Source organism: Phaeacidiphilus oryzae TH49 (assembly GCF_000744815.1).
GTDB classification, from domain to species: Bacteria; Actinomycetota; Actinomycetes; order Streptomycetales; family Streptomycetaceae; genus Phaeacidiphilus; species Phaeacidiphilus oryzae.
Genome location: NZ_JQMQ01000005.1, coordinates 4540769 through 4564706, shown reverse-complemented (window position 1 = coordinate 4564706; position 23938 = coordinate 4540769). Strand labels below are relative to the sequence as shown.

General features: G+C 75.0%; 16 protein-coding genes and 1 pseudogene. 10 read left to right on the top strand and 7 right to left on the bottom strand.

The genetic code is table 11. The annotated features are described in order from the left end of the window. Nucleotides 1–3: 3 nt before the first annotated feature. Both BS73_RS24020 and BS73_RS24015 read right to left on the bottom strand, forming a co-directional pair. The gene (locus BS73_RS24020; protein WP_084704311.1) at nt 4–3951 is read right to left on the bottom strand and encodes a glycosyltransferase family 2 protein; all 3948 of its coding nucleotides are present in this window, start codon (nt 3949–3951) and stop codon (nt 4–6) included. A 354-nt stretch (nt 3952–4305) separates the two neighbouring features. Continuing rightward, nucleotides 4306–4569, bottom strand: coding sequence for a WhiB family transcriptional regulator (locus BS73_RS24015; RefSeq protein WP_037575774.1), 264 nt, complete (start codon nt 4567–4569; stop codon nt 4306–4308). Nucleotides 4570–5277: 708 nt separating this feature from the next. Between BS73_RS24015 and BS73_RS24010 the strand changes: the two genes are divergently transcribed. The 3 genes from BS73_RS24010 to BS73_RS24000 are packed head-to-tail and all read left to right on the top strand — an operon-like array spanning nt 5278 to nt 8119. After that, nucleotides 5278–5775 (top strand): cysteine dioxygenase, encoded by a 498-nt coding sequence (locus tag BS73_RS24010; RefSeq protein WP_037580839.1) that lies wholly within the window; start codon nt 5278–5280, stop codon nt 5773–5775. A 23-nt stretch (nt 5776–5798) separates the two neighbouring features. Continuing rightward, nucleotides 5799–6776, top strand: coding sequence for a 2-phospho-L-lactate transferase (gene cofD, locus BS73_RS24005; RefSeq protein WP_037575773.1), 978 nt, complete (start codon nt 5799–5801; stop codon nt 6774–6776). Then, nucleotides 6776–8119: a coenzyme F420-0:L-glutamate ligase gene (locus BS73_RS24000; protein ID WP_037575771.1), complete on the top strand. Its 1344-nt coding sequence runs from the start codon at nt 6776–6778 to the stop codon at nt 8117–8119. Before cofD ends, BS73_RS24000 begins: the two co-directional genes overlap by 1 nt. 70 nt (nt 8120–8189) lie before the next feature. Here the strand turns inward: BS73_RS24000 and BS73_RS23995 are convergent. Beyond that, nucleotides 8190–9085 (bottom strand): annotated as a pseudogene (locus BS73_RS23995) (DNA-3-methyladenine glycosylase family protein). A 147-nt stretch (nt 9086–9232) separates the two neighbouring features. Next, nucleotides 9233–10582, bottom strand: a complete 1350-nt coding sequence (locus BS73_RS23990) for a peptidoglycan recognition protein family protein (RefSeq protein ID WP_084704309.1) — start codon at nt 10580–10582, stop codon at nt 9233–9235. A 159-nt stretch (nt 10583–10741) separates the two neighbouring features. On the opposite strand from BS73_RS23990, the gene BS73_RS23985 reads away from it, so the two are divergent. The 5 genes from BS73_RS23985 to BS73_RS23965 all read left to right on the top strand — a co-directional run bounded on the left by BS73_RS23985 (nt 10742) and on the right by BS73_RS23965 (nt 16418). After that, nucleotides 10742–11545, top strand: a complete 804-nt coding sequence (locus BS73_RS23985; RefSeq protein ID WP_084704308.1) for a TIGR03089 family protein — start codon at nt 10742–10744, stop codon at nt 11543–11545. Between the two features lie 299 nt (nt 11546–11844). Further along, a complete protein-coding gene (locus tag BS73_RS23980) occupies nt 11845–13239 on the top strand; it encodes an LCP family protein (RefSeq protein WP_235215509.1) in 1395 nt (464 codons plus the stop codon). Nucleotides 13240–13872: 633 nt separating this feature from the next. Next, nucleotides 13873–14442: a LytR C-terminal domain-containing protein gene (locus BS73_RS36485; RefSeq protein WP_235215508.1), complete on the top strand. Its 570-nt coding sequence runs from the start codon at nt 13873–13875 to the stop codon at nt 14440–14442. A 345-nt stretch (nt 14443–14787) separates the two neighbouring features. Next, nucleotides 14788–14994, top strand: coding sequence for a hypothetical protein (locus BS73_RS39875; protein ID WP_037575769.1), 207 nt, complete (start codon nt 14788–14790; stop codon nt 14992–14994). 26 nt (nt 14995–15020) lie between these two features. Next, nucleotides 15021–16418, top strand: a complete 1398-nt coding sequence (locus BS73_RS23965) for an LCP family protein (protein WP_037575757.1) — start codon at nt 15021–15023, stop codon at nt 16416–16418. Nucleotides 16419–16509: 91 nt separating this feature from the next. On the opposite strand, the gene BS73_RS23960 is transcribed toward BS73_RS23965, so the two are convergent. The 3 genes from BS73_RS23960 to BS73_RS23950 form a co-directional block, all read right to left on the bottom strand. Continuing rightward, a complete protein-coding gene (locus tag BS73_RS23960) occupies nt 16510–17583 on the bottom strand; it encodes a glycosyltransferase family 2 protein (RefSeq protein WP_051940392.1) in 1074 nt (357 codons plus the stop codon). A gap of 88 nt (nt 17584–17671) precedes the next feature. Further along, nucleotides 17672–20275, bottom strand: coding sequence for an ABC transporter permease (locus BS73_RS23955; RefSeq protein WP_037575753.1), 2604 nt, complete (start codon nt 20273–20275; stop codon nt 17672–17674). Continuing rightward, entirely contained in the window at nt 20272–20991 is a 720-nt protein-coding gene (locus tag BS73_RS23950; protein ID WP_152617891.1) for an ABC transporter ATP-binding protein, read from the bottom strand. Before BS73_RS23950 ends, BS73_RS23955 begins: the two co-directional genes overlap by 4 nt. 432 nt (nt 20992–21423) lie before the next feature. Between BS73_RS23950 and BS73_RS23945 the strand changes: the two genes are divergently transcribed. After that, nucleotides 21424–22656: an LCP family protein gene (locus BS73_RS23945; protein WP_037580829.1), complete on the top strand. Its 1233-nt coding sequence runs from the start codon at nt 21424–21426 to the stop codon at nt 22654–22656. A 310-nt stretch (nt 22657–22966) separates the two neighbouring features. Continuing rightward, the gene (locus tag BS73_RS23940) at nt 22967–23923 is read left to right on the top strand and encodes an LCP family protein (RefSeq protein WP_051940388.1); all 957 of its coding nucleotides are present in this window, start codon (nt 22967–22969) and stop codon (nt 23921–23923) included. Nucleotides 23924–23938 lie beyond the last annotated feature (15 nt).

Sequence of the window (23938 nt, the reverse complement as noted above, 5' to 3'; positions counted from 1 at the left end):
GTGTCAGCTCCCGTCGCCGCGTCGGTAGTCGTCGCCCTGGTAGCCCTGGCCGTTCTCGTCGCTCAGCCAGGGGTCGTCCGGGGCCAGGCTGCCGTAGCCCGCCGGATCGTCGTGCGCCGGGCGGCCCTGGGCCGGGAAGCCGTACGGGGGCGTGCCCGGCTGCTGCACGCTGTACGGGTCCCAACCGCCGTAGGCGGGCGGGTTCTGCGCGCCGGCGGGGGCCGCGGCGGGGTCGGCCGGGTCGGACGGGTAGTCCGGGTAGCCGGGGTAGTCCGGGTAGGCCTGCGGCTGGGGGTAGCCGGCGCCCTCCTCGGGGTACTCCGGGTAGCCGGGGTCCGCGCCGGCCGGGGCGTACGGGTCGTCCGGGGCTCCGGCGGCCGCCGGTTCCGGGGCGCCCGGCTGGTAGGCCGGGGCGGCGTAGACGCCGGGTTCGGCCTCGGCGGTCCCGTCCGGTCCCTCGGCCGCGGCGGCGAGGCGGCGGGCGCGGCGGCTGCCGGGCACCGGGGGGACGTCCGCGAAGGCGCTCGCGGCCTCGCCCTCGGGCAGGTCGTCGTCGATCCGGTCGCGCCGCCCGGGCAGCGCGAGGATCACCAGCACGACGCCGAGCACCACCTGCACCGCGATCCACACCTTGTGGAGGATCCCGGTCTGGTAGGTGACGACCAGCCGGCCGCCGTCGGCCGGGAGCCGGAAGCCCTGGGCCCAGCCGTCGACGGTGGTCGCGGTGAGCGGACGGCCGTCCAGCGTCGCCTGCCAGCCGGAGTCGGCCCGGTCCGCGAGCCGCAGCACGCGGCCCTGCGGGCCGGACGGGATGGTGGCGCGGACGTCCACCTCGCCGGCCGGCACCGGGACCGGCGCGGTGGACGAGGAGGAGGTCGACGAGGCCGAGGTGGCGGAGGCCGGGGCGGACGCGGACGCGGCCGAGGAGCCCGCGGGCTGCTCGATGGCGGCCCTGGAGACCGTGTCGTCCAGCCGCCAGGTGGTGATGCCGGAGACCTGGTTGAGCCGGTCGAGCCCGGGGGTGCCGTCCAGCGCCGAGGCGAAGGAGGACGGCAGCGGCTGACGGACCATCACATACTGCACGCCGTAGCTCTCCAGCCGGCTGACCGGGTCGCCGCCGGAGCCGGAGAGGAGGCTGCCGACGACCGCGTCCAGGCCGGTGGCCGGCTCGGTGGCGTCGGCGATCTCGGCGTCGCCCAGCTGCGGCCCGCCGCCGGTGTCCAGCGCCCAGTCGACGGAGGCCCCGTCGGCGGAGGGCTTGAGCACCAGGGTGCGGACCCGGTCGACGCTGGAGGCGTCCTCCGCGACGAAGGCCGGCAGGAGGTCGGCGCTGCCCCGGCTCAGCGGCGAGGCCGCCCCGCGCACCAGCCACCAGCCGGCCGAGCAGACCGGGCCGAGCACGGCGATCGCGAGCACGATCGCGGCGACCGGCTGCCGCCAGCCGAAGTCGATCCCGGTGACCCGCTCGCGGGCGCCGTCCGCGCCGATCGCGGCGGCGGCCAGCAGCGCGATCCCGGCCACCAGCATGGCCGGCCCCGACCAGGCGTTGACGGCGGTCTGCCCCGGGCCCGGGCCGACCCGGACCCCGGCCACCAGCACCCCGCCGATCAGCGCGACCGCGGCCGCGCCCCAGGCGGCCAGCACGGCCCGCCGCCGGTCGGCGCGGAGCAGCGCGGCCAGCGCGGCCAGCAGCACGCCGAGCGCCAGGGCGCCGGGCACGGCCCCGTGGCCGCCCGGATCCAGCGTCAGCAGGTCGAAGGAGGTGGGGAGCTGCCCCACCGCCCCGGCGGTGCCGGCCTCCAGCAGGAGCCGGCCGGGGTGCGAGAGCACCCCGAGCGACCACGGTGCGAGGACCAGGACCGGGCTGCCGACGATGGCCAGGCAGCGCGGGCCGAGCCGGGTCAGCGCCTGCCCACCGGAGCCGAACGCCCCGCCCCGGACCACCGCGTGGGCCAGCACGGCGGCCGCGAAGACCAGCCCGAGGAACCAGGCCAGCGGCACGAACGCGGTGGCGAGGCTGAGCAGCAGCGCGGCGACCCAGGCGGAGCGCCAGCCGGGCCGTCCGCCGCGGGCGGCGGTCTCGTTCCTGATGCCGAGTCCGACGGCCACCGCGGCGGCCCGGCCCAGCGGCGGCAGCAGGACGGCGAGCACCGCCGTGCCGAGCCGGCCCTGGGCGACCGCGCCGGTGGCGGCCGGCAGGAAGGCGTAGCCGGTGGCGGCCCAGGCGCGGACCAGCCGGGAGTCGATCAGCGGCCGGGTGACCAGGTAGGCGGAGACCCCGGCCAGCGGCACGGAGAGGACGAGGAGGAGGGTGACCGCCAGGTCGGCCTTGCCGAGCAGGACGGTCGCGAGGACGGCGAGGACGCCGAGGTATGGAGGGCTGCCCGCGGTGGTGCCGCCGCCGACCGTGTGCCAGGCGTCGGCGTACCGGGACCAGAGGTCGGAGGCGCCGCCGCCGGCCGGCAGCAGGGCCCCGCCGGAGAGGACGCCGCCGCCGATCAGCCCGCGGCACGCGAACAGGGCGATCACCAGCAGCGCGGCGAAGAGCACCGGGGCGGGCTTGCGGGCGATCCGGCGCAGCCGGGCGAACTGCTCGACCTCGAGGAAGTCGGCGTCGTCGTCGCCCGGACCGGACTCGACGGCGCCGCCGCCGTGCCGGGAGGCGAAGGCCTCGTTGCTGCCGCGTCCGGCGAGGTCGCCGACCAGCTGCTCGACGGTCATCCGGGTGGTGGCGCCGGGGGCCGGGAAGAGCGAGCGGTCGTCGACGGCCCCGTGCCGGTCGCGGGTCCTGGCCCGGCGGGCGCGGGCGCCCAGCACCTTGGGCAGCCGGACCATGACGTGGCCGAGCCCGGCCAGCTCGTCCAGCGCCTGCCCCGGCACCTTGCCGAGGGTGTAGCCGACGACGCGGACCAGGGTCGACAGCAGTATCCGCAGGAAGACGTAGGGCAGCAGCAGGCCGCGGGCGTTGGCCAGCAGGGTGTAGACCGCGCCGGCCTTGTCCACCCGGTGCGGGTGGGCGGACCAGACGTCGATCGGCCGGCGCTCGCGGGAGGCCGCCTCGGCGTGCCGGAGGACGGCGTCCGGGGCGACGATCACCCGGTGCCCCGCGGCGCTGACCCGCCAGCAGAGGTCGACGTCGTCGCGCATCAGGGGCAGCGCCGGGTCGAAGCCGCCGATCTCCTCGAAGACGTCGCGGCGGATGAGCATCCCGGCCGAGGAGACCGAGAGCACCGGGCGGACCTGGTCGCGCTGGCCCTGGTCCTGCTCGCGGCGGTCCAGTCCGGTCCAGCGGCGTCCGCTGCGGGCGATGCTGACGCCGACCTCGAGCAGCTGCCTGCGGTCGTACCAGCTGCGGAGCTTGGGGCCGACGACGGCGGCGGTCGGGGTGGCGTCGGCGGTGCGGAGGAGCTGGCGCAGGGCGTCGGTCTGCGGCTCGCAGTCGTCGTGCAGCAGCCAGAGCCACTCCACCGGCTCGGTCGCGCCGCCGGTGCCGGCCGCCTGCTCGGCGGCGAGCTCGTCGTGGTGGCCGAGGGGGTCGCCGAACTGGCCGCCGCGGGCGGCGGGGTCGGCGACGGCACCGCCGCCGTACGGGTCGTACGCCGGGGCCACCGGATAGGGCAGGTCGGCGGGTTCGAGCGGGCGGCTGCCGCGTACCACTTCGTTGACGGCCGTGCCGAAGCCGGACCTGCGGGCCATCGGGGCGACCGACTCGTTGCCGATCGCCTCGGCGAGGAGCCGCGGGGAGTCATCGGTGGAGCCCGTGTCGGCGGCGATGATCCGCTGGACCGGCCGGTCCTGGCCGAGGAGGCCGGCGAGGGTCTGGGGCAGCCAGCGCGCGCCGTCGTGGGACACGATGACGGCGGTCACCATGTGGCGTGGATACGCGGGCGCGGGCTGCGCGGCGGCCGGTGCGCCCGGGTAGCTGCTGGAGTAGCTGGAGTACGCGGACATCGACGAAGCGGGCCCCGGTTCGGTGGCGGCGGGTCCCGGCAGGGGGCCGGGGTGTATGACGGCGCCCCACACTACAGAAGTGGTTCGGGGGGTTGTGCCGCACGCGTGGAGCGGCGGGCGGCGGGGGTGGGCGGCGTCAGCGCGGGCGTGCGGGACGAGAACTGACGGTGTGCCGGGTTTGGGCGTTTTGCTCCGACCCGGACCACCGGCGACGGCGACGGCGCCGCACCCGGGACGGACGTTCGGGGTTCGGCCCCCGAGCCGTCGCCGGGTGCGGCGCCGTCGCCGTCGCCGGCCATGGCCGCGCTTCCCCGCGCACGTCCCCGGCCCCGCGGGCCGGGGTGCGGGCGCCGGTCAGACCGCGCTTTTCTTCAGCCGGCGGCGTTCCCGCTCGGAGAGTCCTCCCCAGATGCCGAAGCGTTCGTCATTGGCGAGGGCATATTCCAAACACTCCGCGCGGACCTCGCAGGCCAGGCAGACCTTCTTCGCCTCGCGAGTGGACCCGCCCTTTTCGGGAAAGAATGATTCCGGATCCGTCTGGGCGCACAGGGCGCGCTCCTGCCAGCCGAGCTCCTCTTCGATCTCATCACCGATCAACAGCTCAAAGAGCTCGCTCATCAGCGCGCCTCCTAGCCCCTCGCGTTCGCGTCCCCGTGATGCGGCCGTTATCCATTGCGGCGGAACGACACGTGTGAAATTACAGGTGTGGTGCTCTGGCTCAGTCAAGCCGCGCTCTGGTATTGGGCCCCGGATTCACCCCCTGGAACCAAGCCGCCACAATTAGTGTGCAAAACGGGGCAAACCGGAACGTCTTCCTACCGCTTCCGCGTCCATCCGGCCCCATCCGTCGCACTGACGTACTGGTGGAGGGGACGCCCGCGGAGGCGAACCCGGTTGCAGCGATCACGACCAGATCACGAGGAGACAACGGCCCCAGAGGTGATGGGCGAGGAGGTTCCCGGAGAGAGCGCGGGCAAACCCCGCCCTCACCGACCTCACACCATCGGGTGAGAGACGCAGGTCGCATCCGGGAGAAGTTGACAGCGGGGGGCGCGGCAAGGTCGACTACTTCTCATGTCAGTGCACACCGCGACCCGGACGCTCCACCTGGAGCTCCGTCGTGCCGCCAGTGCGCTGTGTTCCTGTTGCCGGTGATTTCCCGCGCCTTTCCTCCCCGAAAGCCTCCCGGCCATATCCCGGTCGCCCCTTCGAAACCCTCGAACGGCCCGCGCGACCTCGCGACAAGGAACTCCTGACGTGCACTCGTCCTCCCGCTCGCTCGACGACCTCTCCTCCCCGTCCCGCTGGGCCGACGGCCTCAGCGATGTGAGCATCGCCGGCGACCCCCTCGCCTGGCCGCACCTCGCTCCCCCGCCGGTCCGGCGGCCCACCACGGTCGGCGCCTTCGCCGCCCTCGCCCGCCGGATCGCCGAGGACCGCGGGCGCTGGCGGCCGCTCGTCCGCTACGACCCGACCACCCGCTGGTACTCCCGCCTCGAGGTCGGCGAGGGGTACGAGGTGTGGCTGCTGAGCTGGCTTCCCGGGCAGGGCAGCGGAGCCCACGACCACGGCCGGTCGAGCGGCGTGCTGACCGTCCTGGAGGGCCGGCTGACGGAGCGTTCGCGCGGCCGGGCGGGGGCGGCCCGGCGGGACCGCTCGCTGCGGCCGGGAAGCCAGCGGGTGTTCTCCCCCGGGTACGTCCACGAGGTGGTCAACGACTCCCTGGAGCCCGCGGTGAGCCTCCACGCCTACTTCCCGGGACTCACCGAGATGACCCCCTACCGCGCGGTGCCCCGCGCCGAGGAGGCGCCGGTCCCCGGTTGAACCGGGACTGACAGGATGGGGCCATGCGGATTGTGGCATTGGCCGGTGGGATCGGCGGGGCCCGCTTCCTGCGGGGCCTGAAGCAGGCCGTCCCGGGCGACGGCGAACAGACGGAGATCACCGTCATCGGGAACACCGGCGACGACATCCACCTCTACGGGCTCAAGGTCTGCCCCGACCTCGACACCGTGATGTACACCCTCGGCGGTGGCATCAACGAGGAGCAGGGCTGGGGCCGGGCCGCCGAGACCTGGTCGGTCAAGGAGGAGATGAAGGCGTACGGCGTCGGCCCGGAGTGGTTCGGGCTCGGCGACCGGGACTTCGCCACCCACATCGTGCGCACCCAGATGATCGCCGCCGGCTATCCGCTGAGCGCCGTCACCGAGGCCCTGTGCGCGCGCTGGAAGCCGGGGGTGCGGCTGCTGCCGATGTCCGACGACCGGGTCGAGACCCATGTGCTGATCGAGGACCGGGACGCCCCGGGCGGGCGGCGGGCGGTGCACTTCCAGGAGTACTGGGTGCGGCTGCACGCCGAGGTGGACGCGCAGGCGATCGTCCCGGTCGGCGCCGAGGAGTCGAAGCCGGCGCCGGGGGTGATCGAGGCGATCGGGGAGGCCGACGTGATCCTCCTGCCGCCGTCCAACCCGGTGGTGTCGATCGGGACGGTGCTGGCCGTGCCGGGCATCCGGCAGGCCGTGGTGGAGGCGGAGGCGCCGGTGGTCGGCCTCTCCCCGATCATCGGGGGCGCGCCGGTGCGCGGGATGGCGGACAAGGTGCTGGCCGCGGTGGGCGTCGAGACCACGGCCGCGGCCGTGGCCAAGCACTACGGGCCGGGCCTGCTGGACGGCTGGCTGGTGGACACCGCGGACGCGGCCGCCGTGCCCGAGGTGGAGGAGGCCGGGATCGCCTGCCGGGCGGTTCCGCTGTGGATGAGCAGCGTCGAGGCGAGCGCCGAGATGGCGCGCGCGGCGCTGGCGCTGGCGGCGGAGGTGCGCGGCTGATGGGCGACGGACTCACGGACCGTCAGACGGCCTTCCGGGTCTGGGCGCTGCCCGGGATCCCCGAGGTCCGCGAGGGCGACGACCTGGCCAAGCTGATCGCCGCCTCGGTCGGCGAGAGCGGCGAGCCGCTGGAGGACGGGGACGTCCTCGTCGTCACCTCGAAGATCGTGAGCAAGGCGGAGGGCCGGCTGGTCGCCGCCGACGACCGCGAGGAGGCGATCGACGCCGAAACGGTGCGCCTGGTGGCACGGCGGGGCCCGACCCGGATCGTGCAGAACCGGCAGGGCTTCGTGATGGCCGCGGCCGGGGTGGACGCGTCCAACACCGCGCCGGGGACCGTGCTGCTGCTGCCGGAGGACCCGGACGCCTCGGCCCGGGGGGTCCGCGCGGGGCTGCGCGAGCTGCTCGGCGTCGAGGTGGGCGTGGTGGTGACCGACACCTTCGGGCGCCCTTGGCGGAACGGGCTGACGGATGTCGCGATCGGGGCCGCGGGGCTGCGGGCGCTGGAGGACCGGCGGGGGGACGTGGACCCGTTCGGCAACGAGCTGGCGCTGACCGTCACCGCCTCCGCGGACGAGCTGGCCGGCGCAGGAGACCTGGTCAAGGGCAAGGTCGAGCAGCTGCCTGTGGCGGTGGTGCGCGGGCTCGCCCATCTGACCACCCGTGAGGACGGGCCGGGCGCACGGCCGGTGGCCCGGGACGCCGCCTCGGACATGTTCCGGCTCGGGACGAGCGAGGCGATCCGGGAGGCGGTGCTCCAGCGGCGGACCGTACGGGAGTTCACCGACGAGCCGGTCGACGGCGCGGCGGTACGGCGGGCGGTCGCGGCGGCGGTCACCGCGCCGGCCCCCCACCACACCACTCCGTGGCGGTTCGTGCTGGTCGAGTCGGCGGAGGCGCGGACGCGGCTCCTGGACTCGATGCTGGCGGCCTGGCGGCGGGACCTCGCGGAGATCGACGGGTGGGACGAGGAGCGGATCGCCCGGCGGACCCGGCGCGGGGACGTGCTGCGCGGGGCGCCGTACCTGGTGGTGCCGTGCCTGGTGGCGGGCGCCGAAGGGGGTGCTCACGGCTATCCGGACGCGCGGCGGGCGGCGGCGGAGCGGGAGATGTTCGTCGTCGCGGTGGGGGCGGCGGTGGAGAACCTGCTGGTGACGCTGGCGGGGGAAGGGCTGGGATCGGCCTGGGTCTCCTCGACGATGTTCTGCCGGGAGACCGTGCGGGAGGTGCTGGCGCTGCCTGAGGCGTGGGACCCGATGGGGGCGATCGCGGTGGGACGGCCGGCTGCCCCGGCGAAGCCGCGTCCGGCGCGGAGCGCGGACTCCTTCATCGAGGTCCGGTAGGGCCCTGCCCGTCTCCCGGGGCCCGGCCGCCGCGGAGGGGCAGTGCCGAAGGCGCGGGTACGGGGGGCGGTCAGATGTGGCGGTAGTCGCGCGGGGCGAAGCGGGGCGCGTGTCGGGGCGCGGCCCGGCCGTGGAGGAGGATCAGGCGGCAGGCGCGGAAGCGGTGACCCGACCAGGGGGCCAGGAGGGCCAGCATCCCGGCGTCGTCGGTGCGTTCGCGGCCCGCGAGGTTCCAGCCGACCGTGTGGGGGAGGTGGAGGTCGCCGATCGAGACCGCGTCGGGGTCGCCGTTGCAGCGCTGAACGGTCTCGGCGAAGGTCCACACGCCGATGCCGGGCACGGAGGTGAGCCGGGCGCGGGCCGCCTCGTGGCCGAGGACGGAGGCCTCCTCCAGCCGGGGGCCAGCCGGACCGCGCGCAGCACGGTGCCGGCGCGCTTGGAGTCGACGCCCGCCCGGTGCCATTCCCAGGACGGGATCGCCGCCCAGTCGCGCGCCTTGGGCGGCACCCGCATCGGGCGGCCGACTGGGTCGGCCGGCGCCGGCCCGGGCGCCGGCTCGCCGTAGCGGTGGAGCAGCAGCCGCCAGCCCCGGTACGCCTCGGTGGTGGTGACCTTCTGCTCCAGGACGGCCGGGATCAGCGACTCCATCACCAACCCGGTGCGGCCCAGCCGCAGGTCGGGGTGGCGGCGGTGGGCCGCGCGGAGGAACGGGTGGGCGGACGGGTCGAAGCCTGACGGGTCGTCATCGGCGCCGAGGAGGGCCGGCATCCGGTCCAGCAGCCAGTCCGCGCCGGGGCCCCAGGCGCGGCCCTCGACCGTGCCGTCGGCGGCGCGGACGGCGAGGCGCAGCGTGCCGGGCCCGGCCGGGGTGCGGGAGGCCCGCCAGACCGCGCCGTCGGACGTGGCGCGGTGGGCGGGGTCGCCGGTCCCCCGGCGCAGCGGGCCCAGAGTGAGGCCCAGGTCCACCTCGTACGGCGGCCGCCAGCTGCGCGTGCGCGCGGAGCCCGGGGGCCGGCGGGGGCGGTCGAGGGCTGGGTCACCCGGAGAGGCTACCCGGTCCCGGTCCCGGTCCCGGGCCCGGCTGGACCCCGGCAGCCGTCCGGGTCCGGGGGCCTAGGCCGGCACCGGGGCGGCCTTGGCCGCGCCGGCCTGGATGCGCGCGGCGGCGCCCCGGATCGAGGGCAGGTCGGCGTAGAGCGAGGCGCCCGGGCACTCGGTGGCGACGGCGTCGCGGTGGCCGGAGACCGCGTAGAAGGCGACCTTCCGGCCCTTCGGGTAGCGCGACCCGGAGTCGCCGGAGACCAGGGTCACCTTGGACGTCGGCGAGATGTGCGCCGGGCTGAGCTTCCAGGCGGCGATCCGGGCGAGCGCGTCCAGCATGGCCTTGGGGACCTTGCCCGAGGTGAAGGTGCCGATGGCGGCCACGCCGACGGTGTCGGTGTTGAAGCCCAGGGTGTGGGCGCCGTGGACGCTCCGGTCGACGCCGCCCGCGCGGCCCTCGTAGACCGTTCCGCACTTGTCGACCAGGAAGTTGTAGCCGATGTCCGCCCAGTGGAGGCTCTTCACGTGGTAGCGGTAGATCGACCGGATCACCGCCGGGGCCTGGGCGCAGGAGTAGCCGTTGCCGGTGTCGGTGTGGTGGATGAAGACCGCGTGGACCGCGCCGGTGTACTGGAGGGTCTTCTCGCGCATCTTCTCGTCGGCGCCCCAGCCGGCGCGGGAGACCATCAGCGGGGCGATCGCCGAGCTGGAGAGCTTCGCCGCGCGGGGCTTGACCGCGCGCGGCTGGGCCGCCCGGGTGGACGGGCCGGCCACGGGCGGGGGCGGCGGGGCCTGACCGGGGTCGACCAGGTCGAGGCGGAGGCCGGCCGGCAGCGCCCTGGAGCCGCCACTCGCCGGCGGCACCAGTCGGACCCGGATGCCGTCCGAGTCGCCGACCCACATCGGCGCTCCGCCGCCGCGCACCCCTGGGGCGGTGGCCTCGGCGGAGTCGCCGTCCGGCCGGTCGTCGTCAGCGGAGGGCAGCGGCTCCCAGCCGCTCCAGCGGCCGGTGGCGTGGTCGCGGACGCTGAACCGGATCAGGTCGGCGAGGCCGGCGCGGGGGTCGTTCCAGGTCACGCCGACCAGGGAGAAGCGGTGGCCGATGTCGGTGCGCAGGTCCCGCGCCGCGGAGGAGGCAGCGGTGGGGGTCGCGGTGAGGGTCGCGGTCGCGGTGGGCAGCGCCCGGCGGGTGGCCGTGCCGGCGACGGCGGCGGGGCCGGCCGCGCCCGCGAGGGAGAGGGTGGTGGTACTGCCGGGGATGGCGGCGGAGGCGGCGGCGCCTGACGCGTCGTCAGCGGACGAGCGGACGGCTGCGTTTGCCGCATCGGTCGCGCCGACCGCGACGGAGGAGCAGGCCACGGCGGCGCCGATGGTCAGCACCAGCGCGGAGGCACTCAGGGGCAAGACGGGGCGAATGCTCATAAATAGGATATTGAACCTTTATCCAAACTGACGCCACCTCAGAACCGGTCCCAGGTCGCGCGCTACGGCGCACGCGCCCCCGCGCGCACCGTTCCTTCCGCGGGCCCCCCGCACACCTGCGCGAGGCCATAAGAAGTACGGGCTAGGGTGGAGCGCACCATGAGCCAGAACGAGACTTTCGCTGGGGGCAACTCCCAGCCCCCCCTGGGCGCTGGCGGCGGTGCGCAGACTCCTGCCGACCTGCTGCGGTCCTCACTCGAGGTCGACCCGGCGCGGCCGATCGTCACCTTCTACGACGACGCGTCGGGCGAGAGAGTCGAGCTCTCCGTCAAGACGCTGGACAACTGGGTCGCCAAGACCGCCAACCTGCTCCAGGACGACCTCTCGGCCGCGCCCGGCGACCGGGCCGCGGTGCTGCTGCCGGCGCACTGGCAGACCGCGATCTGGCTGCTGGCCTGCTGGTCGGTGGGCGTCAACGCCTGCATGGGCGGGGACCCGGCCGAGGCCGATCTGGCGGTCAGCGGCCCCGACACGCTGGACGCGGCCGCGGAGTGCCCCGGCGAGCGGGTGGCGCTCGCGCTGCGCCCGCTGGGCGCGCGCTTCCCGCAGCTGCCGCCCGGCTTCCTGGACTACGCCACCGAGGTGCCCGCCCAGGGCGACCGCTTCGTGCCGTACGCCCCGGTCGACCCGGACCGGCCCGCGCTGGAGATCGACGGGGCCGTGCTGACCGGCGCCCAGGTCACCGCGGGGGCGATCGAGCGGGCGGCGGAGCTCGGGCTGGCGCCGGGCTCGCGGGTGCTGAGCACCCTGCCGTTCGACACCTGGGAGGGAATGACCGCCGGACTGCTTGCGCCACTGGCCGCCGGCGCATCGGTGGTGCTCTGCCGTCACTCGGCTCCGGCCGGCGATCCGTCGCTGGACGAGCGGGCCGCCGCGGAGCGGGTGACCCACCGCTTCGGGTGACCCCCCGCCGGAGGGGACTCCGGATCATGCCTCCCACCACGGGCCGGACCGCTGCCGCGGCCCGGCCCGTCGGCTTGCCTGCGCACCCGTTCCGAGCAGGCGCGTAGACGCGGGGAGTAACCCATTCGGGGCAGTGCGTAGGCGTCCCGGCCAGGGGCAGGCGAGCATCGGTACGGACATCGGCACCGATTCAAGGGGCTTTTCGGAAATCATTGCGAGGTGCGCACAACCCTCTTGTCCAGCGGACGGTCCCACACCGTGGATCCGATCCGGACCGCGACGAGAAGACGGGAAGCGACGTGAGCAGCGAAGGACCCGAGCCGATACCGGATCGACCCCAGCAGCCCGAGCAGGGCGGCGCCACGGAGCACCCCGCAGAGCAGTCGCCCGAGCAGCCGGCGGAGCAGCCGGCCGAGCAGTCGGCAGAGCAGCCGGCCGAGCACCCCGGAGCGCACCCCGCTCCCCGCCCCCGCCGCCGGCGCCGCCGACGGATCCTGGCCTGGACCGCGGGGACCCTCGCCCTGATCATCGTCGTCGTCACGGGCGCGGTCTGGTACGCGTACAACAGGTTCAGCGGGAACATCAAGGCCGACTCGACGACCGAGAAGCTCCTCGGCCCGCCGCAGGCCCGGCCGACCGTCGCGGCCGGCGCCGAGCACGCCGAGAACATCCTGCTGATCGGCTCGGACAACCGGGACGGCGCCAACGCCCAGTACGGGGACGCCGGCTCGGGCGCCCGCTCGGACACCACGATCCTGCTGCACCTCTCCGCCGATCGCCGGCACGTCACCGCGGTGAGCATCCCGCGCGACACGATGGTGCGGATCCCCGCCTGCCAGCTGCCGGACGGGAAGCACACCCTGCCGGAGCACGCCCAGTTCAACTGGGCCTACTCCAACGGCGGCACGGCCTGCACGATCCGCACCGTGGAGCAGGCGACCGGGATCCGGATCGACCACTTCATGGTGGTCGACTTCACCGGCTTCAAGAAGATGGTGGACGCGATGGGCGGGGTGGACGTCTGCCTCTCCCAGCCGGTGAACGACAAGGACGCCAAGCTGAACCTGCCGGCCGGCCGCCAGCACCTGGACGGGTCCCAGGCGCTCGGCTTCGTCCGGGTCCGCTACTCCCTCGGCGACGGCACGGACACCGAGCGGATCGGCCGCCAGCAGGAGTTCCTCTCCTCCCTGGTGCAGTCGGCGGAGAACACCGGGGTGCTGCTCAACCCGACGAAGCTGATCCCGCTGCTGGACGCCGCCACCTCCGCGCTGACCGTCGACCCCGGCCTGGACAGCCTGGAGAAGCTGTACTCGCTGGCCCGCAGCCTGAAGTCGACCTCGGCCGGACAGACCGTCTTCATCACCGCCCCGGTGGAGCAGTACCCGCCGGACCCGAACCGGCTGCAGTTCACCGAGCCGGCCGCGACCGACCTGTGGAACGAGCTGCGGAACGATCAGCCGGTGACGCCTGCGGCCGTGGCCGGGGCGACGGCCTCGGGCTCCGCCTCGGCCTCGGCTTCGGCTTCGGCTTCGGCCTCCGGCTCGATCTCCGCGTCAACGTCCGGGATGCTGTCCCCCACTCGGGGGGCGCAGGGAGTGAGTGACACTGCGTCACCATCTGTCTCGGGGACGCCCTCGCCGTCACCGTCGGCATACAGCGGACGGGTGGCGAACCAGGACATCTGCGGCAAGTAGCGGCAAACTCAAAGGGCGAGTGAGGGGTGGAATTTGTCACCGATCCGGGGAGGCGGGGGATCGGGCGGTTAGGGTGGCGCCGGAGGGCCCCCGCGCCAGGCGGACTCGGGGGAGGGTGGAGAGGCATACCGCAAGCACGGCACGTGGAGGGACAGGGGTGAACCCGCTCGACGCAGACCCCCCCGTGACGCCACCCGCCCACCGGCAGCCGCGGACCGGCGCCGCGTACCCGAAGGGCCCCGGCTGGGCCCAGACGGACCCCGGCGCACTCGGACCGCCCGCCACGCCGGGCACGCGCGGCGCCCACGGCGAAACCGGCCTTCACGGCGAGCCGGGCGCTCACGCCGAGCTTGGCGCTCACGGCGTCCCGGGCGCTCATGCCGGGCCCGGCCTTCACGGCGAGCCCGGCGTTCACAGCGACCCGGGCGCTCATGCAGAGCCCGGCGCTCACGCCGAGCCCGGGGCCTCCGCCGCTTTCGGCGCGTCCGGCGGCCGTGGCGGGCAGGCCGAGTTCGCCGAGGGGGCGCCGCTCGGCGCCCCGCGGCCCGGGGCCGGCTGGCCCGGCGGCGGGCGCTGGCCGCGCGGAAGGCGCGGACCGGTGCCTGGCTGACCGCCGCCTTCGGCTTCCTGGCGGTGGTGGTCGCGGCGGTCTGCGTCCTCTTCCTGCGGGGCGGCGGGACACCGCCGGCGTCGGCCGGGGCCGCCGGATCGGCCTCCGTCTCCGGGATCTCCTCGGGCGCCGCGGGCAAGGCGGCGGCCGGAGGCGACGCCGCCAAGGGCGGCACCGGTGCGAGCTGCCGGGCCCCCGCGACGACCTCCGCCACGGCCTCCGCCCCGGCGCTTCCCCCCGGTCCCGACGCGGCCCCGATCGACGTCCGGGTGACCGTGCTCAACGGCAGCGGTGCCTTCGGTCAGGCGGAGACCGTCCTCACCTGGATGCAGAACCACCAGGGCTACCTGCGCACCAGCAACGGCGGGCCGGCCTCGGTACAGGCGCACACCTCCCTGGTGTACGCACCGGCGCATGCGGACCAGGCGCGCACCCTGGTGGCCGCGATGCGCCTGCCCGCGTCCGCGCTGCACGCCACCGGGAAGGACACGGGTCCCCGCACCCCCATGGTGCTGACTCTCGGTCAGGACTTCCGCGGGGTCGGCAAGCCGCTGGCGCAGCCCGCCGGCGGCTGCCCGGCCGCCTCCGGCTGACCGGGCGCCGGTCCGCCGGCGGCTCCAGGCCGCCGGGGGGCGGGCGGGCGTCGGAGCACAGCAGCACAGCATTCGTCGAAAACGTCAGGAAAGGGCAGCCCGCGCGCAGATGAGCACGGACGAGAACGAATTCGCCCCGCCCCGGCCCGGCCGCCGCGCGGCAGCCGGGCCGGCGCGCGCGGCTGGACGCGGTGCCCGCCGCACGGCCCCTCCCCCGCCCGCCGGTCGCCGCGCCCCGGGCGAGCCGGCGGCCACTCCCCCTCGACGGCCCGGCACGGCGGCGGGCCCGGTGGACCGGGCGGACCGGGCGGACCGCCGTACGGCGACGAGCCGTACGACTCGGGGGTGGGCAGCACGATCGCCGTCCCCGCGGTCTCCCGGCAGCCCTCCCGCTCCGCCGGCGGGCGCGGCGGGCCTGGCGGGGCCGGACACGGCCGCGGCGGAGGCGGCGGCCACGGCCGCGGGGGAGCGGCGGTGGGCGCGGACGCAGCGCCGGGCGCGGCCGGGGCAGCGGTCGCGGCCGCGCGGCGGCCGGCGGCCGGCGCTATCTGAAGCCGCTCGCCCTGAGCCTGGCCGCGGTGGTGGCGATCTGCCTGGTCAGCGGCTGGCTGTACGTCAAGCACCTGGACGGCAACATCCAGCACGGCGCGCTCAGCGCCGGCGACATGCCCTCCTCCAGCAGCGACGGCGCGCTGAACATCCTGCTGATCGGCTCGGACAGCCGGAACACGGCCGAGGACCTCAAGCTGGGCGGCGCCAAGAGCTCGGTGGGCGGTCCCCTCCACGCCGACGTGGAGATGCTGCTGCACGTCTCGGCGGACCACAGCAACGCCTCGCTGCTGTCGATCCCGCGGGACACCATGGTCGACATCCCGCAGTGCAAGGACCCGAAGACCGGCAAGGTCTACCCGGCGACCCCGCACCAGCAGATCACCACCTCGCTGAGCCGCGGCGGCCCCTCCTGCACGGTCTACACCTGGTACAAGCTGACCGGGATCCCGATCAACCACTACATGATGGTGGACTTCTCCGGGGTGGTCTCGATGGCGGACGCCGTCGGCGGGGTGCCGGTCTGCGTGGACAACAACGTCTACGACCCGGACTCGCATCTGCGGCTGACCAAGGGCGACCACGTCATCAAGGGCGTGCAGGCGCTGGAGTGGCTGCGCACCCGGCACGGCTTCGGCGACGGCAGCGACCTCTACCGCACCCAGGTCCAGCACATGTACCTGACCTCGATGATGCGGCGGCTGAAGTCCGGCGGGACGCTGGGCGATCCCAGCAAGGTGCTCGACCTGGCGGACGCCGCCACCAAGGCGCTCTCGGTGGACGACGGCCTCGACTCGGTGACCAAGCTGGCCGGCCTCGGCACCGAGCTGAAGGGCCTCCAGCTGGACCGGCTGACCACCCTCACCATGCCGTACGCGGCCGACCCGCAGAACCCCACCGCCTGGGTCATCCCCAAGCCCGGCGACGCGGACCAGATCTTCGCGATGATCCGCAACGACGTCTCGCTGGACTCGCACGGGAAGCCGGCCAAGGCCACGTCCTCGGCCTCCTCCGGGCCGGCCTCCGGCGGCGCCTCGGTGGCCGCGTACGCGGTCAACGTGGAGGTGGAGAACGGCGGGACGGTCACCGGCCGGGCCGACCAGATCACCACCGCGCTGAAGGCGGACGGCTTCCGGCTGGCGACGACCGCGGGCAACGCGCCGCAGCAGCAGGCCACCAGCACGGTGAACTACCCGCCCGGGGACGAGGACAAGGCGAAGGCGGTGGCCGCCGCGCTGAAGCTGCCGGCCTCCGCGGTGAAGTCCGACCCGACGGCGACGATGACCACGGTGGTCGTCGGCGGCGACTGGCCGAGCGGCGACACCTACGGCTCGAAGCCGTCCGCGGGGGCGGTGCCGACCAGCGCGCCGAAGCAGTCCGGCAACCAGACGATGTGCGCCCATGTGAACCCGGCGTTCGCCTTCTGATCCGGCCTGACGGCCTCCGACAGCGAGGAGGGCCCCCGATCCCGGCTGGGATCGGGGGCCCTCCTCGCTGTCAGCAGAAGCCGACGGAGCGTCAGACGGGCTGCTGGGCCTGGCCGTTGGAGACCGCCCCGGGCCCGGGGGCGGTGGAGGCGATCACCCGGCGGGCCAGCGAGCGGGGGCTGGTCAGAAAGCCCCAGCCCCAGGACATGTGCATGGTGGCGAGCGCCACCGGCAGCCAGGCCCGGGCCCGGGCCGGCAGTCCGCGGCCCTCGCGCAGCGAGCCGAGGAGCACCGCGGCGGCGTACCCGCCGGGGAGAACGAGGAAGAGCGGGTGCAGCACCGCGCCCGCGACCAGGCCGACCGCGCAGCCGGCCACCGCGGCCGGCGGGGCCAGGTAGCGGAGGTTGACCGAGCCGCGGTGGTAGCGGGTGACGACCCGGCGCCAGCGCCCGTAGTCCCGGTACTGGCGGGCGAGCTTGCGGACCGAGGGGCGGGGGCGGTAGGAGACCTTCAGGTCCGGGGTGAACCAGACCAGCCCGCCGTCCTGGCGGATCCGGTAGTTCAGCTCCCAGTCCTGGGCCCGGACGAACTCCTCGTTGTAGCCGCCGAGGCGCTCCAGCACCTTGCGGCGGAAGACGCCGAGGTAGACGGTGTCCGCCGGGCCGGCCTCGCCGCCGGTGTGGAAGGCGGCGTTGCCGACGCCGATCCGCGAGGTCATCGCGGCGGCGACGGCCCGCTCCCAGTCCGTCTCGCCCTCGGCGTGCATCACGCCGCCGACGTTGGCCGCCGACTTGTCCGCCAGCAGGCGGACGGCGGTGGCGATGTAACCCGGCGTCAGCAGGCCGTGGCCGTCGACGCGGACCACGATCGGATGGCGCGAGCCGCGGATGGCCGCGTTGAGCGCGGCGGGGGTGCGGCCGGTCGGGTTGGGCACGGTCCGCACCTCGCGGGAGGTGCCGGCGGTCTCGGCGACCAGCTGGGCGGCGATCTCGTCGGTGCGGTCCTCGGAGGGGCCGAGGGCGATGACGACCTCCAGGTCGCCCGGGTACTCCTGCTCCAGGATCCGGGTGACGGCGGTGCGAAGATGCCGCTCCTCGTTGAGCACGGGCATGATCACGGACACGCTGGGTGCGGAAGGCGACTGCGTCGGGCTGCTCTCGTTCATCGGGGGTCACCGTACCGTGTCCGCGCGCCGAGGGCGCGCCCCGGATACGGCGCCGAGGGCGGGTATCCGGGGCGCGCGGTGCTCGCGATCACTCGGCCGACAGCGCGGCCAGGGGATCGGCCCGGGCGGCGCGCCAGGCGGGGACCACGGCGGCGAGGACGCCGACCGCGGCGGAGCCGGCCAGCACCGCGGCGAGGGTGGGCCACGGGACGGCCAGCACGTCCAGGCCCTGGAGGCGGAGCAGTCGCTGCGCGACGACCCCCCAGCCGAGCCCGACGCCGACACCGAGCAGCGCGCCGAAGACGCTGATCGCGACCGCCTCCAGCCGGAACATCCGGCGGACCTGCCGCCGGGCCGCCCCGACCGCCCGCAGCATCCCGATCTCCCGGCCGCGCTCGACCGCGGACAGCGCCAGCGTGTTCACCACGCCGAGCACCGCCACCACGATGGCCAGCGCCAGCAGCCCGTAGACCAGGTCGAGCAGCGAGGAGATCTGCTGCCGCAGGTTGCGCTTGTAGTCGGCCTGGTCGGCGACGGTCAGCTGGGGGTAGCTCCGCTCGGCGGCCTTCAGCGCGGAGTAGACGGTGCCCCGGTCGGCACCCTTGGCCGCGGCGGCCAGCAGCATGTCGTCCGCGGGCAGCCGGTCCGCCGGAACGTACCGTTCGAGGGTGGCCGTGGAGACGTAGAAGGCCCCCTTGTACAGCGCGCCGGTGTCGGAGGCGATGGCACCCACCGGCAGCACCGCGGTCCGGCGCGCCCCGTCGAAGGAGGCGGTGACGCTCTCCCCCACGGTCAGGTGGTGGGCGGCGGCGAAGGAGCGCGGGACGACGATCCCCCCGCCGGGCCGGTAGACGGCCGTGGCGTCGCCGGAGTCGGTCGCCACCCGGAAGTCCTGGGTGAAGCTGGGGTCGGAGGCCTCCACGGTGTACGCGTGCCCGGCGCCGGCCCCGTCCGGGGTGCGCAGGACGGCGCCGATCTCGCGCTGCTCGGTGAGGTGGCCGAGACCGGGGGTGCGGCGGGCGGCGGAGACCATCGCCGGGGTGATCGGCAGCCCGCCGTCGGAGTGGACGACGTAGTCGGCGCCGACCGAGCGGTCGATGGCCGCGCCGGCCGAGGCCACCATCGAGTTCCCGGCCACCGACATCCCGGTCACCAGGGCCAGCCCGACCATCAGGGCGGCCGCGGTCGCCCCGGTGCGGCGCGGGTTGCGCAGCACGTTGCGCTGGGCCAGCCGGCCGGCCGCGCCGGCGGGCGCGGTCAGCAGCCGGCCGAGGGCCCGCATCACCAGTGCGGCGAGCACGGGGGCCAGCACGACCACACCGATCAGGCTGGCCGCCACGCCCAGGGCCAGGAGCGCCGCCCCGGTGCCGCCGCGCTCGGCGAGCGCGGCCTGAGCCAGTGCGTACCCGCCCGCGCCGGTGGTGAGAAGCCCGAGGCAGGCGCGGACGACCGCCGCCCGCCGGGTGGAGTGCCGTCCGGCCGGCTCCCCGCCACCGCTGCGCATGGCCTCCACCGGGGAGACCCGGCCGGCCCGCCGGGCCGGAATCCACCCGGCGGCGAGGGTGGCCAGGACGCCGACCGCACAGCCGGCGACCGGGGCGGTCCAGCCGATGGACAGCTGGTCGAGGGTGAGGTTCATCCCGCTGGCCCGCATCAGCCGGATCAGGCCGACCGAGAGCCCGATGCCGGCGCCGACGCCGAGGGCCGAGCCGGCGGCGCCGAGCAGCAGCGCCTCGGCGAGCACCCCGCGGCGGGTCTGCCGCCGGTCCGCGCCGATCGCGCGGAGCAGCCCGAGCTGCCGGGTGCGCTGGGCGACCAGCATGGAGAAGGTGTTGAAGATCAGGAAGACGCCGGCCAGCACCGCGATCCCGGCGAAGCCGAGCATGGCCCCCCTGAGCACGCCGAGCGAGGAGCCGATCTGGCTCTGCTGGTCGGCGGTCTCCTGGGCGCGGGTGCGGACGGTGTAGCCGCCGCCGATCGCCCGCTCGACCGCGTCCCGCACCTGCTGGTCGCTGTGGCCGGCCGCGGCGTCCACCGCGATGTCGTTGTACACCCCCGGGCGGCCGAGGAGCTGCCGCTGCGCGGCGGCGCCGTCGAAGACGAAGAGGCCGGCCCCCGGATTGGCGGTGGTGAAGGTGACGATGCCGGTGACGGTCTCCGGGAAGGAGCCGTACGGGGTGACCGCGACCAGGCGGTCGCCGATCACCAGGTGGTGGGCCGCCACGGTGTCGGAGTCCACCAGCACCTGGCCGGCGCCGCTCGGCGCGCGGCCCGAGGTGAGGGCGGCCGGCTGACGGCGGGAGGGATCCCAGTCGGAGCCGATGGTGGGGGCGCCGCCGGTGGGGCCGATCCGGTTCCCGCGGGTGTCCGTGACGGACAGCCGGGTGGTGGAGACCTCGCCGTGGGCGGCGGCCACGCCGGGGGCGCCCGCGATCCGCCGGACCAGCGCGGCGGGCAGCAGGGACTGGCCGCCGTCGGTGGTGCGGGAGGCGGCGGAGCCGGCCGCGGCCTGTTTCGGATGGACGGTCACATCGGCCGAGGTGGCGGTGAAGAGACGGTCGAAGGTGGCGTTGACCGTGCCGGTGAAGATCAGCGTTCCGGAGACGAAGGCCACCGAGATCGCCACGGCGATCAGCGAGAGGGCCACCCGGCCCTTGTGGGCGAAGAGGTTGCGCAGCGCGGTCCGGATCATGGCCTGCCGCCTCCCTCGGCACCGCCGAGGTCGCGCATCCGGTCCAGGACCGCCTCGGCGGTCGGCGCGGGCATCTCGTCGACGATCCGGCCGTCGGCGAGGAAGAGCACCCGGTCCGCGTAGCCGGCGGCGACCGGGTCGTGGGTGACCATCACCACGGTCTGGCCCAGCTCGTCCACGCTGCGCCGGAGGAAGCCGAGCACCTCGCCGCCGGAGCGGGAGTCCAGGTTGCCGGTCGGCTCGTCGCCGAAGACGATCTCGGGCCGGGAGGCCAGCGCGCGGGCGACGGCCACCCGCTGCTGCTGCCCGCCGGAGAGCTGGTTCGGCCGGTGCTTCAGCCGGTCCCGCAGGCCGACGGTGTCGATCACGGTGTCCAGCCAGTCCCGGTCCGGGCGGCGGCCGGCCAGGTCCAGCGGCAGGGTGATGTTCTCCAGCGCGTTGAGCGTCGGCAGCAGGTTGAAGGCCTGGAAGACGAAGCCCACCCGGTCCCGGCGGAGCCGGGTCAGCCGGCGGTCGCTGAGCCCGCCGATCTCCGTGTCGCCGATCCAGATCCGGCCCGAGTCCACCCCGTCCAGGCCGGCCAGGCAGTGCATCAGGGTGGACTTCCCGGAGCCCGAGGGGCCCATCACGGCGGTGAACCGGCCGCGCGGGATGTCCACGTCGACCTCGGCCAGGGCGACCACCCGGGCCTCGCCGGAGCCGTAGGCCTTGCTCATTCGGCGGCCGCGGGCGGCGAAGGCGCCGGGCCCCCGCCCGGCACCCGCGGCGGCGGTCGGGGCGAGCGCGGGCGCGGTCGCGGGCACCCCTCCGGTTGCGGCTGCCCCTCCGGTCGCGGCTGCGCGGACGGACGCGGGTACGGAAGCGTTCACGGCCCCCTCCTCGGTGAACGGTCTGCTGCGATCCCCTTCAGCCTTCCGTCCGGCGGACGCCGGGACGATGGGGAAGAGCCCCGATTCGCCCCGGGGGCCACCCCTGAGCCGACCCGGGGGCTAGCCCCACCCCGGCGTGATCCCGGCCACCCGGGTTGTCCGGATGGCGTGCCCGAGTTGTGCCGGGCCTGCCTCCTTCTGCATCAGAATTGCTACAGCTCCGGCCCGTTCTCGTCCCTGACTGTGGCGTACAGAGGGACATGGGGCATGCTCTCCGCCATGAACGAGAGGCGTGACGGATGGAACCAGGGCGGATACGACCGCCCGACCGCCGGGTACGCGGGGCGGTCTGGAGCAGCCGGTGAGCCCACGCTCCCGCCCGAGCTGAACCCGCGCGGCCGCATGGGCACCCCGCCGCCGCGCCCGGCGAGCGACCCCTACGGGGCCCCGCACGGCGACCCGTACGGGCAGCCGGGCGGGCCGGGCCCGCGCCCGCCCGCGGGCGGAGGCGGCGGGGGCTACCCGCCGCGCCGCCGGCACCGGGTGCGGAACACGATCGTCACCCTGGTGGTGCTGATCATCGCGGTGGCGGTGGGCACCTACTTCTGGGCCGACTCCAAGCTCAACCGGCAGGACGTGCTGGCCTCGTACTCCGGCCGGCCGCCGGCGGGTAAGGGCACCAACTGGCTGATCGTCGGCTCGGACGCCCGCCAGGGGATGACGGACGCCCAGATGAAGGCGCTGCACACCGGCTACGCCTCGGGCTCCCGCACCGACTCGATGATGGTGCTGCACATCGGCGGCAACGGGAACACCCTGATGTCCATCCCGCGTGACTCCTACGTCACGATCCCGGCCTGGACGGACAGCAAGGGCGTGCAGCACTCGGCGGCCAAGCACAAGATCAACGCGGCCTACGCCGAGGGCGGCGGCAAGCTGATGGTGCAGACCGTCGAGTACAACACCGGCGTCCACATCGACCACTACGCCGAGATCGGCTTCAACGGCTTCGTCTCCGTCACCGACGCGATCGGCGGCGTGGACATGTGCCTGCCGAAGGCGATCCACGACACGGCGTCCGGCGCCGACCTCAAGGCCGGCTGCCAGACCCTGAACGGCGCGCAGGCGCTGGCCTTCGTCCGCGAGCGGCACCAGGAGGCCACCCAGGACCTCGGCCGGATGCAGCACCAGCAGCAGTTCCTGGCCGCGCTGGGCAAGAAGGCGACCTCGCCCGGCGTCATGCTGAACCCGTTCACCCTCTACCCGACGATGAGCGCCGGTCTCGGCATGCTGACCGTGGACAACGGCACCGGGCTCTACGACCTCGGCCGGATGTTCTTCGCCATGAAGGGCCTGAACAGCGGCAACGGCAAGACCATCACCGTGCCGATCGCGGACGCCAACTACTACACCCCGACCGACGGCGACGCGGTGAAGTGGAACATGTCCGAGGCGAACCAGGTCTTCGACGCCTTCAAGAACGACACCAAGGTGCCGAGCTTCTCCAACTGAGGCCGAGCCGGGGCGCGCGTCCGGTTGGGCTAACGCTCCGTCAGACGGAGCACGCCCCGCGAGCGGGGCGCCCGCGCCGGGCGGAGCCTGGTCGCATGGCCACCCCTCCCCCGCCGCCCGACGAACCGCCGCTGCCACCGGAGTTGTCGCCCCGTCAGGGGGCGGCGGCCGCCGGTGGCAGCGGCGGTTCTGCTCTCCGGCGCGGGAGCCGCCGCAGCGGCGGGAGCCGCCGTTCCGGCGGGGCCGGCCGGGCAGGCCGCGGAAAGGGCCGCTGCGCCGGACCTGGACGATCCTCTGGCGGACGGTCGCCGTGCTGGTCGTCCTCGGGCTGGCGGCCGGGGTGGCCACCTACTTCTGGGCGGACTCCAGGCTCGACCACGTCGACGCGGTCTCCGACTACGGCGGCCGCCCGGCGGACGGGCCCGGCACCAACTGGCTGCTGGCCGGCTCGGACAGCCGCAGCAAGCTGACCCCGCAGCAGGCGAAGGAGTACCACACCGGCACGGCCGCGGCGGGCTCCGGCGGCACGGACACCATCATGCTGCTCCACCAGGGCTCCGACGGGTCGGTGCTGGTGTCGATCCCCCGCGACTCATGGGTCACCATCCCGGCGTACACGGACTCCAGGGGCGTCCGGCACCCGTCCCAGCAGAGCAAGATCAACGCGGCGTACAACTACGGCGGCCCGCGACTGCTGGTGCGGACCGTGGAGACGGCCACCGGGGTGCGCGTCGACCACTACGCGGAGGTGGGCTTCGCCGGGGTGGTGGACGTGGTGGACGCGCTCGGCGGGCTGGACATCTGCCTGCCGGAGGCCGTCCACGACTCCTACTCGGGGGCCGATCTGCGGGCCGGGTGCCAGACCCTGACGGGGGTGGAGACCCTGCAGCTGGTGCGGACCCGGCATGCGTTCGCCAGCTCGGACTTCGCCCGGATGGAGAACCAGCGGCGGGTGCTGGCGGCCCTCTCCAAGGAGCTGCTGTCGCCCTCCACCCTGCTGAACCCGTTCACCTTCTATCCGGTGCTGAGCGCCGCGCTGAACTCGCTGAGCGTGGACAAGGGGACGGGGGTCCCGGGGCTGGTGCGGATGGGGTGGACGCTGCATCGGGCGGCGGGGTCCGGGGGGACCCAGTTGACGGTTCCGACCTCCTCGAACTCCTACCTCACGCCGACCGGCGAGTCCGCGGTGCTGTGGGACTCCGTACGGGCGCCCGCGCTGTTCTCCGAGATCCAGAACGACCGGAAGATCACCTCCACCTCCGGCTGACACCGCGCGACGCGC